Annotated in this window: 13 protein-coding genes; 8 read left to right on the top strand and 5 right to left on the bottom strand. The window is 71.6% G+C overall.

Annotation, left to right across the window (positions count from 1 at the left end):
- Positions 1 to 950: calcium:cation antiporter (locus tag PSH25_RS06750; RefSeq protein ID WP_238658165.1), on the bottom strand; the 950-nt coding region annotated here is incomplete at its 3' end.
- A 112-nt stretch (positions 951 to 1,062) separates the two neighbouring features.
- Between PSH25_RS06750 and PSH25_RS06755 the strand changes: the two genes are divergently transcribed.
- Positions 1,063 to 1,425: a metalloregulator ArsR/SmtB family transcription factor gene (locus PSH25_RS06755; protein WP_238658166.1), complete on the top strand. Its 363-nt coding sequence runs from the start codon at positions 1,063 to 1,065 to the stop codon at positions 1,423 to 1,425.
- Positions 1,422 to 1,925 (top strand): SRPBCC family protein, encoded by a 504-nt coding sequence (locus PSH25_RS06760; protein ID WP_238658167.1) that lies wholly within the window; start codon positions 1,422 to 1,424, stop codon positions 1,923 to 1,925. The genes PSH25_RS06755 and PSH25_RS06760 overlap by 4 nt, the downstream gene beginning before the upstream one ends.
- On the opposite strand, the gene mug is transcribed toward PSH25_RS06760, so the two are convergent.
- Positions 1,922 to 2,491 carry a G/U mismatch-specific DNA glycosylase gene (gene mug / locus PSH25_RS06765; RefSeq protein WP_238658168.1) on the bottom strand — a complete coding sequence of 190 codons (570 nt, stop codon included), beginning with the start codon at positions 2,489 to 2,491 and terminating at the stop codon, positions 1,922 to 1,924. The genes PSH25_RS06760 and mug overlap by 4 nt on opposite strands.
- A gap of 62 nt (positions 2,492 to 2,553) precedes the next feature.
- Here mug and PSH25_RS06770 point away from each other — a divergent pair, with 62 nt between their 5' ends.
- The 5 genes from PSH25_RS06770 to PSH25_RS06790 all read left to right on the top strand — a co-directional run bounded on the left by PSH25_RS06770 (position 2,554) and on the right by PSH25_RS06790 (position 9,337).
- A complete protein-coding gene (locus PSH25_RS06770) occupies positions 2,554 to 3,297 on the top strand; it encodes an SAM-dependent methyltransferase (protein WP_238658169.1) in 744 nt (247 codons plus the stop codon).
- A 37-nt stretch (positions 3,298 to 3,334) separates the two neighbouring features.
- The gene (locus tag PSH25_RS06775) at positions 3,335 to 4,138 is read left to right on the top strand and encodes a CPBP family glutamic-type intramembrane protease (RefSeq protein WP_238658170.1); all 804 of its coding nucleotides are present in this window, start codon (positions 3,335 to 3,337) and stop codon (positions 4,136 to 4,138) included.
- 95 nt (positions 4,139 to 4,233) lie between these two features.
- Positions 4,234 to 4,947 (top strand): alpha/beta fold hydrolase, encoded by a 714-nt coding sequence (locus tag PSH25_RS06780; protein ID WP_238658171.1) that lies wholly within the window; start codon positions 4,234 to 4,236, stop codon positions 4,945 to 4,947.
- A gap of 282 nt (positions 4,948 to 5,229) precedes the next feature.
- Complete coding sequence (locus tag PSH25_RS06785; RefSeq protein ID WP_372492735.1) at positions 5,230 to 6,417, top strand: ThuA domain-containing protein; 1,188 nt, start codon at positions 5,230 to 5,232, stop codon at positions 6,415 to 6,417.
- An 88-nt stretch (positions 6,418 to 6,505) separates the two neighbouring features.
- A complete protein-coding gene (locus PSH25_RS06790) occupies positions 6,506 to 9,337 on the top strand; it encodes a PQQ-dependent sugar dehydrogenase (RefSeq protein WP_238658172.1) in 2,832 nt (943 codons plus the stop codon).
- Positions 9,338 to 9,418: 81 nt separating this feature from the next.
- Here PSH25_RS06790 and PSH25_RS06795 read toward each other — a convergent pair whose 3' ends face one another.
- From PSH25_RS06795 to PSH25_RS06805, 3 genes are all read right to left on the bottom strand, one after another.
- Positions 9,419 to 10,363 carry an acyltransferase domain-containing protein gene (locus PSH25_RS06795; RefSeq protein WP_238658173.1) on the bottom strand — a complete coding sequence of 315 codons (945 nt, stop codon included), beginning with the start codon at positions 10,361 to 10,363 and terminating at the stop codon, positions 9,419 to 9,421.
- Between the two features lie 29 nt (positions 10,364 to 10,392).
- The gene (locus tag PSH25_RS06800) at positions 10,393 to 10,977 is read right to left on the bottom strand and encodes a hypothetical protein (RefSeq protein WP_238658174.1); all 585 of its coding nucleotides are present in this window, start codon (positions 10,975 to 10,977) and stop codon (positions 10,393 to 10,395) included.
- Positions 10,978 to 11,096: 119 nt separating this feature from the next.
- Complete coding sequence (locus PSH25_RS06805) at positions 11,097 to 11,525, bottom strand: VOC family protein (RefSeq protein ID WP_238658175.1); 429 nt, start codon at positions 11,523 to 11,525, stop codon at positions 11,097 to 11,099.
- Positions 11,526 to 11,609: 84 nt separating this feature from the next.
- Between PSH25_RS06805 and PSH25_RS06810 the strand changes: the two genes are divergently transcribed.
- Positions 11,610 to 12,237, top strand: a 628-nt coding sequence (locus PSH25_RS06810) for an NAD-dependent epimerase/dehydratase family protein (RefSeq protein ID WP_238658176.1), incomplete at its 3' end; no start/stop codon positions are given.

The raw sequence follows: 12,237 nt of genomic DNA on the forward strand, positions 1-12,237 counted from the left end.
GGCCGCGGGCCGTCCAGCCAGATCGAGGCGATCGCGATGGCCGGGATGGTCAGGCCGATGCTGGCCATCGCCGAGCCGAGGGCGAGGTTCAGGCTGATCTGCACCCGGTCGCGGCGGGCGGCGCGGGCGGCGGCCAGGGTCTCCGGCAGCAGCACCAGCAGGGCGATGATCACGCCGACGAACGCGTGCGGCAGGTTCGCCGCGGCGACGCCGGCCTCGATGGTCGGGGAGACGGTCTTGGCGTCGCCGACCACCGCGACCAGCGCCACCAGCAGCAGCCCCAGGCTGACCAGCGCGGCGCGGGTGGTCGGCGGCTTGGCGTGCTCCTCCGCGTCGATCACCTGGCCCCGGCTGTCGACCGGCAGGAAGTAGTCGCGGTGCCGGCCGGTCTGCACGAGCACGAACAGCCCGTAGAGGGCCAGCGAGGCGACGGCGGCGAAGGCGAGCTGGGCCGGGCTGAACTCCGGGCCGGGCCGGGCCGTGGTGAAGGTCGGGATGACCAGACTCAGGGTGGCCAGGGTGATCACGGTGGCCAGGGCCCCGCCGGTGCCCTCCGGGTTGAACACCGCGACGCGACGACGCAGCGCCCCGAGCAGCAGGGACAGGCCGAGGATCCCGTTACAGGTGATCATGACGGCGGCGAAGACGGTGTCCCGGGCGAGCGACTGGGTCTTCTCCGGCCCGCTGATCATCAGCGTGACGATGAGCGCGACCTCGATCACGGTGACCGCGACGGCGAGCACCAGCGACCCGTACGGCTCCCCCACCCGGTGGGCGACCACCTCCGCGTGGTGCACGGCCGCGAGCACGGCACCGCCCAGCAGCAGCGCGACCACCACTATGACCGGGCCGGGCAGGTCCCGCCCCCAGGTGAGGATCAACACCAGCACGGCGAGCACGGGTACGGCGACGGTCCAGTCGGTCAGGCGGGAGCGAAGCAGGGCGGCCATGCCGTCCAGGGTGCCAGGTCAGGTGATCATGTGCCCACCATCGACGCAGCGTTCTGGCGGCGTCGGAGGTCCACAACGGGCAGAAGCGTAACCTGTAGGTTACGCTTCTCGGGTGGATGAGGTGGCCGTCGCGATCGCGGACCCGGTACGGCGGCACATCCTGACCATGTTGCGCGACGAGCCCCTCTCCGCCGGCGACATCGCCCAGCGGTTCACGATCAGCCGGCCCGCCATCAGCCGCCACCTGCGGGTGCTGCGCGAGAGCGGGCTGGTCCGTGACGAGCTGGTCGGACGGCAGCGGATCTACCGGCTCGACCCGGGCCCGCTCGACCCGCTGCTCGACTGGCTCACCGCGCTCACCACAGGCGACCGGTGGGAACGGCACCTCGACGCGTTGGAGACCGAGGTCTATCGCACCCGCCGAGAGCGCCGCAGCCGCGGCCCGGCGGAACACCGAAGGGAGCACACGGCATGACCCGCACACCCGCCGGACGCCTGTTCCGCACCGACACCGGGCACGATCTCGTCCTCACCCGGACCTTCCGCGCCCCGGTGGCGGACGTCTGGGCCAGCCTCACCGAGCCGGAGCGCACGGCCCGCTGGTTCGGCCCGTGGGAGGGCGAGGCCGGGCCCGGACGGACCATCCGGGTCCAGATGGCGTACGAGGAGCAGCAGCCCTGGTGTGAGGTCCGCATCGACGCGTGCGAGCCGCGTCAGCGCCTTGCCGTGTCGATGGTCGACGACTACGGCACCTGGCTGCTGGAGCTGTCGCTGACCGAGACCGACGGCACCACCGAGCTGCGGTTCGTGCAGCACCTGAGCAGCGTGGAGGGCATCGCCGAGGTGGGCGCCGGTTGGGAGTACTACCTGGACATGCTGGTCGCCTCCCGGGACGGCTCGCCCCGCCCGGAGTTCGACGACTACCACCCGGCGATGCAGCCGTACTACCAGGGGCTGGCCGCCGCGGCCGGTTAGGAGTCGAGCTCCCGCCGCAGCTTGGCGAACTCGGCGGTCAACGCCGGCAGGGGGAAGTGCGCGTTCAGGCCGCTGGGGTTCGGCAGCACCCAGACCTGGGCCGGACCCAGCCGGTCCGGTCGCGGGCCCAGCCCGGCCTTCGGTCGGGCGAAGGCGATCCGGTACGCGGTCACCCCGAGGATCGCCACCCAGCGCGGCCGGTAGCGCTCGGCCTTCACCGCCAACCCGGTCACCCCGGCCACCAGTTCCTCCGACGTCAGCTCGGCGGCGCGGGCGGTGGCCCGGTTGCTCAGGCTGGTGATCCCCAGTCCCTGCCGCAGCAGCTCGTCGCGTTCCCAGGAGTGCAGCTGGCGGTCGGTGAGGCCGGCCCCGTGCAGGGCCGGCCAGAACCGGCTGCCCCGGCGGGCGAACGGCTCCCCCACGGCGGCCGAGTAGAGGCCCGGGTTGTAGCCGCAGAACAGCACCCGCAGCCCGGGGCCGATGATGTCCGGCAGACCTCGGCCGGCCGCCGCCGCCACCTCCTGCGGGGTCGGCCGCCGGGGCGGCCCCGCGCGCTCTGCGTCCACCCCACCGATCCTGCCGTACGCCCCGGTGCCGGAGCCTGCGCACGGCTTGACACCCTCAACGGATGCAGTCAACCGACCACCTCGCCGCCAGCCGTTACGCGCGGATGCGCTGGAACACACCGCTCTCGCCGGAGCACGCCGCGTTGCTGCTGCAACGGCTCGACGTCCGCCCCGGCGCGCGCGTGCTCGACCTCGGCTGCGGCTGGGGTGAGCTGTTGCTGCGGGCGGTCGCCGCCGGCGGTGTGTCCGGCCCGGTCGCGACACGGGGCGTCGGCGTCGACACCGACGAGGCCGCGCTCGCCCGGGGGCGGCGGCTGGCCGCGGGTCGGTCGCTGAACCGGCACGTCGCCTTCGTGATGGGGGAAGCGGCGTCCTGGCAGGAGCCGGCCGACCGGGTCCTCTGCATCGGCTCGGCCCACGCCTTCGGCGGCACCGAGGCGGCCCTCGACGCCCTCGCCGCCGTGGTCCGGCCCGGTGGGCGGCTGCTGTTCGGCGACGCCTACTGGGAACGGTCCCCCACGGCGGAGATCGCCGAGATCTTCGGCCCGGACGTCCCGAGCCTCCCCGGGCTGGTCGAGGCCGCCCGCGAACGGGGTTGGCGGCTGCTGCACCTGAGCACCGCCGACCAGCGGGAATGGGACGACTTCGAGTCCACCTGGCTCGCCGGCCGGCAGGAGTGGCTGCTGGCGTACCCGGAGGATCCTCGTGCGGCCGACGTCCGCGCGGAACTCGACGACCGGTTGCGCCAGTACGTCGGTGGTTACCGGGGTGTCCTGGGCCTCGCCTACCTCGTCCTCGGCCGCTGACGGTCCGTTCTTGTCGCCGCTGGCTACGCTGCGCGTGGTGAGCGCCGGACCTCGTCTCGCCCTGCCCTGGCGGATCCTCGTCGTGGTCACCGGCGCCGTGCTGGTGTGGCTGCTCCTGGGCGCCGTGCTCGACGGTGACTACGACCGACCCACCCATGCGGTCGGGGCGGTGCTCACCACCGCTGTCGTCGTACCCCTGGTGGTTGTCGCCCGTGGCGTCCTGGACCGACGCCCCTGGGCCGGCCTCGGGCTTCCGTCGCTGCGCGCCGGTTGGCGGCGTCTGCTGCTCGGGATGGCCTGCTGGCTGGTGCCCGCCGCGGCGGGGTTCGCGCTCTGCCTCGGCCTCGGCTGGGTCGAGATCAGCGTCCGGACGTCCGTCGGGGACGTGCTGCGGGTGGCCGTGCTGCTGGTCGTGCTCGTCTTCTTGAAGGAGGCGCTGCCGGAGGAGCTGATCTTCCGGGGGTACCTGCACCACAACCTCGCCACCCGGCTGCCCGCCGGGCAGGCGGTCATCGGGCAGGCCGTGCTGTTCACCCTGTTCGGGTTCCTCGTCGGGGCGGCCCGATCCGTCGACCGACTGGCGCTCTTCCTCGTCTTCGCGCTGCTGCTGGGCGCCTTCCGCGCCGCCACCGGCGACGTCTGGGCCGGCATCGGCCTACACGTCGCCTTCCAGACGGTCGCGCAGCTGTTCGGCGACGTCGGGGCGGTCTTCGACGTGGTCGGCGCGGACGTCCTGGGAGTCGTGGCCATGGGGGCCATTCCGTTCTCGGTCAGCTGGTTGGTACTGCGACACCACTACCGGCTGAACTGGCGGGCCCTCGCACCGGACCCGCCGCGCTGAGCGGCTGAAGCCTCGGCGTTTGGCCCACCGGCCCGACCGGTATGGGGAAGAGTGGCGGGCGAGAGCTGTCTTCGGCCGCGTGCGGAGGTTTTCAGGTGAGCGACTCGTCTTCGGCCCAGCCGGCCCGCAACGTCGTCCTGGTCCACGGCGCGTACGCCGACGGCTCCTCCTGGTCCGACGTCATCCCACTGCTGCAGCGGGCCGGGCTGACCGTCACCGCTGTGCAGAACCCGCTGACCTCCCTGGCCGACGACGTCGCGGCCACCAACCGTGCCCTGGACCGGCAGGACGGCCCGACGGTGCTGGTGGGCCACTCCTGGGCCGGCACGATCATCAGCGAGGCCGGCAACCACCCGAGGGTCACCGCCCTGGTGTACGTGGCGGCCCGCGCGCCGGACGCCGGCGAGGACTACGCCGCGCTCGCCGCGAAGTACCCCACGCCGCCGGCGAACGCCGGCCTCGTGCACCACGACGGGTACGCGCAGCTCAGCGAGAGCGCTTTCCTGGCCGACTTCGCCGGGGGAATCGAGGAGACCCGTGCCCGCGCCCTCTACGCGGTGCAGGGCCCGATCGCCAAGGACCTCTTCCACGGCCGCACGACGACGGCCGCCTGGCGGGACCGACCCTGCTACTACTCGATCTCCATGCAGGACCGCACGACCGCGCCGGAGTTGGAGCGGTTTCTGGCCGACCGGATGAACGCGACGACCATTGAGGTCGAATCATCGCATCTCGCCATGGTCACCCACCCGGAGACGATCGCCGATCTCATTCTGATGGCGACCCGGGGCACCCGCAGCCCCGCGTAGGGGCGACCGAGGCTGACCGCGCGACGCCCCACCTCCGTGGCGGTGGGCTTGACGGGGCGTAGACATCGGAGGTTTACTGCGTCAACGATGCCAGTCGATGAATTCTGACCGTCCATTGTGGGTGGTGTGAATCGTCGGCTGGTTTCACCCGCCCCATCCCCCACCACCCCCGCACCACCTCAGCCGAGCATCGGCGGCCCGGCTTCCGCACCACCGCCATCGCGGCCTCCGGCATGCCCGTGTGCCCAGCCTGAGGTCGACGCTCAGCAGAGGAGCAAGACCATGCGTTCCCGTCCCCGCCTGTTGGCACTCGTCACCGGCCTGGCCGTCATGCTGGCCAGCCTGGTCGCCCTGCCGACCCCCGCCTCGGCGGCACCCCTGACCAAGGTCCTGGTGTTCAGCAAGACCGCCGGCTTCCGGCACTCCTCCATCCCCAACGGCATCGCCGCTATCCAGCAGCTCGGCTCGGCCAACGGCTTCACCGTGACCTCGACCGAGGACGCCGCCCAGTTCACCACCTCCAACCTGGCCCAGTACCAGGCGGTGGTCTTCCTGTCGACGACCGGCGACGTCCTCAACGCCACCCAGCAGACCGCGTTCGAGTCGTACATCGCCGCCGGTGGTGGCTACGTCGGCGTGCACGCCGCCGCCGACACCGAGTACAGCTGGCCGTGGTACGGCTCGCTTGTCGGTGCGTGGTTCGACTCGCACCCGGCGATCCAGACCGCGACCGTGAAGATCGAGGACCAGACCAACCCGTCGACCGCGCACCTCGGCACCACCTGGGTCCGCTCCGACGAGTGGTACAACTACCGCACCAACCCCCGGTCCAGCGCGCGGGTCCTGGCCAGCCTCGACGAGTCGTCCTACAGCGGCGGCAACATGAGCGGCGACCACCCGATCACCTGGTGCAAGGCGTACGGCGGCGGGCGTGCCTGGTACACCGGCCTCGGGCACACCGAGGCGTCGTACACCGACCCGAACTTCACCCGGATGCTGCTCGGTGGCCTCCAGGTCGCCGCGGGCTCCGTGACGGCCGACTGCTCGCCGCGCACCACGACGCCGCCGCCCACCGGCAGCGGCTCCACCCTGCGGGCCCGCGCCAACAACCAGTACGTGAGCGCGCCCAACGCCACCACCGCGCTGATCGCCAACAAGGCCAGCGTCGGCACCACCGAGCGGTTCGACCTGGTCAACCTCGCCAACGGCAACGTGGCGCTGCGCGCCAAGGGCAACGGGCAGTTCGTCGCGGCCGAGAACGCCGGAGCCGCCGCGCTGATCGCCAACCGGGCCACCGCCGGCGCCTGGGAGACGTTCCAGCTCGTCCGCAACTCCGACGGCACGGTGAGCCTGCGGGCCACGGTGAACAACCGCTACGTCGCCGCCGACAACGCGGGCGCGTCGCCGCTGATCGCCAACCGGACCTCCATCGGTCAGTGGGAGAAGTTCGACCTGGTCACCACCAACTGACCTGGTCTCCCCGCTCGTTCTCCACCACCCCACCTGGTCGTGGTGCGCCCCCGCGCGCCCGTCCCCCGGTCGTCGAGAAAGGACGATCATGCTCTCGTACCCCCGGCGCTGGCCCCGGGCTCTCCTCGCGGCGGTCACCACCGTCGCGAGTGTGACCCTGGCTGTGGCCGCACCGTCCACCGCGCAGGCGGCGGTCATCCCCGCCACGGACTACCAGCAGGTCAAGCTCGCCACCGGCTCGGGCGAGCTCGGTGAGGCCATGTCCCTGGCCGTCCTGCCCAACCGCTCGGTGCTGCACACCGCCCGCAACGGCGTCCTGCGGGTGACCGACGTGGCCGGCAACACCAAGGTCTCCGGAACCCTGTCGGTCTACACCCACGACGAGGAGGGGTTGCAGGGCGTCGCCGTCGACCCCAACTTCGCCAGCAACCGGTGGATCTACCTGTACTACTCCCCCACGCTGAGCACCCCGACCGGGGACGCGCCGACCACCGGCTCGCAGGCCGACTGGGACCGGTGGAAGGGGCACCTGCGGCTGTCCCGCTTCACCCTGAACAGCGACGACACGCTCAACCTGGGCAGCGAGAAGATCGTGCTCCAGGTCGCCAACGACCGCGGGCAGTGCTGCCACGTCGGCGGCGACCTGGACTTCGACGCGGCCGGCAACCTGTACCTGACCACCGGCGACGACACCAACCCGTTCGAGTCGTCCGGCTACGCGCCACTCGACGAGCAGACCAACCGCAACCCGCAGTTCGACGCCCAGCGTTCGGCGGGCAACACCAACGACCTGCGCGGCAAGGTGCTGCGGATCAAGCCGCAGGCGGACGGCACGTACACCATCCCGTCGGGCAACCTGTTCGCCCCCGGCACGTCGGGCACCCGCCCGGAGATCTACGCGATGGGTCTGCGCAACCCGTTCCGGATGAGCGTCGACAAGGCGACCGGCGTCGTCTACCTCGGCGACTACGGCCCCGACGCCGGGTCCACGAACTCCAGCCGTGGCCCGTCCGGCCAGGTGGAGTTCAACCGCATCGCGGCACCGGGCAACTACGGCTGGCCGTACTGCACCGGCAGCAACACCAGCACGGAAACATACAATGAATACACCTTCCCGTCCGGGCCGTCGCAGTCCAAGTACAACTGCACGGGCGGGCCGACCAACAACTCGTTCCGCAACACCGGGCTCACCACGCTGCCCGCCGCGAAGCCGGCCTGGATCAAGTACGCCGGCGACTCCGGTTCACCGGCGGAGTTCGGCAGCGGCTCGGAGTCGCCGATGGGCGGGCCGGTCTACCGGTACGACGCCTCGCTCAACTCCAGCATCAAGTTCCCGGCCTCGCTGAACGGTCAGTTCTTCGCCGGCGAGTACGGGCGGCGCTGGATCAAGGCCATCGCGGTCAACTCCGACGGATCGCGCGGGGAGATCTCCAACTTCCCGTGGACCGGCACCCAGGTCATGGACATGGCCTTCGGCCCCGACGGCGCCCTGTACGTGCTGGACTACGGCACCGGCTCGAACAACCAGGCGCTCTTCCGGATCGAGTACATCGGTGGTGGCAACCGCAGCCCGATCGCGGTCGCCTCGGCGAACCCCACGTCGGGGGCCAACCCGTTGACGGTCAACTTCTCCTCGGCCGGCAGCTCCGACCCCGAGGGCGGCGCGCTGAGCTACCTGTGGACCTTCGGCGACGGCACCACGTCGACGGCGGCCAACCCCACCAAGACGTACACCACGAACGGCACGTACAGCCCCACCCTGAAGGTCACCGACCCGACCGGCCTGTCCGGCACGGCGAGCCTGATCGTCACCGTGGGCAACACCGCCCCGACGGTGTCACTCACCTCGCCCACCGACGGGCAGCTGTTCTCCTTCGGTGACACGGTGCCGTACCAGATCTCGGTGAGCGACCCGCAGGACGGCACGATCGACTGCTCCAAGGTGACCCTGACGTACGCGCTGGGCCACGACAGCCACGCCCACCAGATCACCTCGAAGACCGGGTGCAGCGGCACGATCACCGTCCCGACGGACGGCGAGCACGACGCGGCGGCCAACATCTACGGGGTCTTCGACGCCGCGTACACCGACAACGGCGGGCTCACCACGCACAGCATCAAGACGCTGCAACCGAAGCACCGCCAGGGTGAGCACTTCAGCGCCCAGTCCGGTGTCCAGGCCACCGACCACACCAACGCCGAGGGTGGTCGCACTGCCGGGTTCATCGAGAACAACGACTGGATCTCGTACCAGCCGTACAACCTGTCCAACGTGAACCGGTTCACCGCGCGGGTCTCCTCGGCCGGCGCCGGCGGCACCATCGAGGTTCGCGCCGGGTCCGCCACCGGCACCCTGCTGGGCACCGCCACGGTGCCGGTGACCGGTAACTGGGAGACCTTCGTCGACGTCTCCACCACCATCAGCAACCCGCCCGCCTCGACGACCACGCTGTACCTGGTCTTCAAGGGCGGGTCCGGCAACCTGTTCGACGTCGACGCGTTCACCTTCACCACCGGCACCGGCGGCGGCACCCCGGTGACGACCCTGCGGGCGCAGGTCAACAACCAGTACGTGTCGGCGGTGGGCACCAGCGCGCTGATCGCCAACAAGGCCAGCGTCGGCACGACCGAGCAGTTCGACCGGGTGGACGCCGGCAACGGCAACATCGCCCTCCGGTCCCGCGCCAACGGGCTGTACGTCTGCGCCGACAACGCCGGCGCGAATCCGTTGATCGCGAACCGCACGACGATCGGACCGTGGGAGACGTTCCAGATCATCAACAACTCCGACGGGACGGTCGGCCTGCGGGCGCTGGCCAACAACCAGATCGTGGCCGCCGAGAACGCCGGGGCCGGGTCACTGATCGCCAACCGGACGTCGGTCGGGTCCTGGGAGAGGTTCGTCCTGACCACCGGCTGACGAGCCAGTGGTAGGGCCCGGCCTGGACGGTGACCAGGCCGGGCCCTACTGCGTGAAGTAGGCGGCGCTCTGCTGGTCTGGCTAGATCGGGAAGCGGCCGTGGCGCCAGTGCCAGTGGCCGCCGGCCCGCAGGTGATCGATGAGCGCGCGCTGGAGCGCCGTGCGGCGCGGCAGCTCGTCGAGCGGCGTGGTCAGGGTGCGGAACCCGAACCGCAGCACCTCGATGTCGGCGTCCGGCCCCGCCGACTCGTCGTAGGGCTCCAACTCGAACCGGCGCTGGAACCGCACGATGTTGGAGTCCTCGGGAAGGTACTCCCGCAGCTGTGGGTCGAGCAGCCACGAGGCGCAGGAGAACGCGGTGTAACGCTCGTCGGGAAAGTGCCGTGGGAAGAACGCGCGGGCCTCGTCGAGCGACGCCTCGACCGCCTCCGGCGTCAACGGCCCCGAATCCGGGACGTGCAGGCCGATCGCGCCGTCGCCACGCTGGTGCTGGAGGCGACCCAGCTCGTAGACGCTGCCCCGCGAGTGCAGCGTCAGCCAGCTCTGCATGATCGGCCAGCCCTCGCCGCGCATCCGTCTGTCGATCGCGAGGTTGCGGCCCAGGTCGGCCAGGGTCACCCAGGACACGGCGTCGGGGACGTCGTGGTCGCGGTGGTACCCCCGGGCCACGTCGACCAGGGCCAGGTACGCGTACACGTAGAGGTGCCGCCAGGCGGGCCCACGGTCTCGCGGCAGCTCCGGGCCGGGCGACATCCAGTCGTAGCCCGCGAGGTCGGCGCGGACCAGGGCGATCGAGCGGTCGAGCAGCCAGCGCAGCTCCTCAGTCCACAGCGGAGAGCCGGGGTCGGGCCAGCCCGCCATGACCTCGGCGGCGTCGTCCGGCCGCACCGCGAGGCGGTCGAGGAGCGCGGGCGCGTCGGTCTTGGCCGGCAACGGAGCTGACGGCCCGTCACCGGCGAGCCGGTGCACGCGGTCGACCTCCTCGACGGGCACCCCGAGCCGGGCGGCGATGTCGTCCAGATCCACGCCGACGACCCTACCGGCCGGCGGGCTTCTCAGGAGTCCGCCGGCACCCCGGCGTCGAGCTGCCCGATCATCGGCGCGAGGAGGTCGTTGAGCTCCCGGGCCAGCACCGCCACGGCCCGGCGCGCCGCCGCGGCGACGTCGTCGCCCGGACCGTCGGGCGTCGGCGGCAGGTCGCCGAGCGGGACCGGCGCCTCCACCTGAAGCAGCGCGCGCAGATGCGGCCGGCGGGTCTGGTCCTGGTCGGTGGGTGTGGTGAACTGGCCGAACAGCTGGGGCCAGTCCTGCCAGCCACGGTCGCGCTGCCACTGCTTGGTCCAGGTCAGCTCGGCCGGCCAGCGGGAGGCCACGGTCACCGCGCAGACCAGGCTGCCGTCCCACGGGCTGCGCGCGCAGGTCGCCGAGATGATCCGCCGGTGCCAGCGGACGAAGCCCGGCGACAGCTCGGTGGCCAGCCGCCAGGCCGTCACCGCGAACGCGACGGGCGCGAAGTCACCCCAGGTGTCGGCGAACTCGTCGATCCGACGAAGCACCTCGGCCTCGTACCGGCCGCGCCCGCCGGCGCCGTGTTCGCGGTCGAACTGCTCGTCCAGCCAGAAGGCGCGCGGTTCCGGCATCCTCAACCCCGTTTCCCAGCGATGGTGTCCCGTACCTCGAACCTAGTGCGAATCTCGGGGTGCGGACGACATCCTCGCTGGTTGTCAACCTGCGCTTCGGCGAGGCGGCGGCAACCCGCTCAGCCGACGAAGACGCAGAAGGGATGCCCGGCCAGGTCGGCGTACACGCGGAGGGGCTCGTCGGGGTCGTCGATGCGGTCGTACCGCAGCCGGCCACCGAGGCGCAGCACCCGCTCGTGCTGGACCAGCAACTCCTCGACGGACTCCACGGTCAGGTCCAGGTGCAGCTGCTGGGGCACGGTATTCGTCGGCCACGTCGCCTCCGGCAGGTGCTCCACCTGCTGAAACGCGATCTGAGGCCCGCCGGCGGGCGACCGCAGCACCAGCCAGTCACCGCCGCGTTCGTCGGCCTGGCCGGCCGCTGGCGGTTCGTCGCCGGGCCGGTAGACGAAGCCCAGTAGCTGTCGGTAGAACTCCGCCAGCGCCCTCGCGTCGGTGCAGTCGAGCACCACCGAACACAGCTTGGGCACGCTCTCCTGGTCGACCACCCTCGATCACCTCCGGGTGCCATTCTGGTCGAACCGCGGCGCAGCCGCTTGACAAGGTGCCGGTTCCAGAGTGGACGATGCACCGTGCGAATTCTTGTGGTGGGTGGCAGTGGCCTGATCGGCGCTCACGTCGTGGACGTGCTCCGGGAGCGTGGCCACGCCGCGACCACGGTGGCGCGTACCGCCCAGCCGGGCGTCGACCACCTGCTCGATGTCGGGTCCGCCTCGGTCGACGAGCTGCGGTCGTTGCTCGCCGGTCACGACGGTGTCGTGTACGCCACCCGCACCGAGGAGCAACGGCCGCTGCCCAAGCCGATCTATCCCGAGTTCCGCCGCGACAACGTCGACCCGGTGGTACGCCTGTTCACCGCCGCCCGCCTCGAAGGGCTCACCCGGGGTGTCGTGATGGGCTCCTACTACACCTACTTCGACCGGCTCCACCCGCAGTGGCGCCTCGCCGAGCGGCACACGTACATCCGGTGTCGGCTGGAGCAGGCCCAGGAGGGACGGGCGGCCGCCGGCGAGGGCCTGCCGGTCGCCGTACTCGAACTGCCGTTCGTCTTCGGTCGGGCCGGCGACCGACTGCCCAACTGGGCCGGTCCGCTGGACCGGTGGGCCCGCTCGCGTACCCCGCTGGTCGCCCCGACCGGCGGCAGCGCCGCGGCCTCCGCCCGCAGCGTGGCCGAGGTCGCGGTCGACGCCCTGGAGCGGG

Origin of the sequence: Micromonospora foliorum, assembly GCF_022229015.1 — a bacterium.
Classification (GTDB): domain Bacteria; phylum Actinomycetota; class Actinomycetes; order Mycobacteriales; family Micromonosporaceae; genus Micromonospora; species Micromonospora foliorum.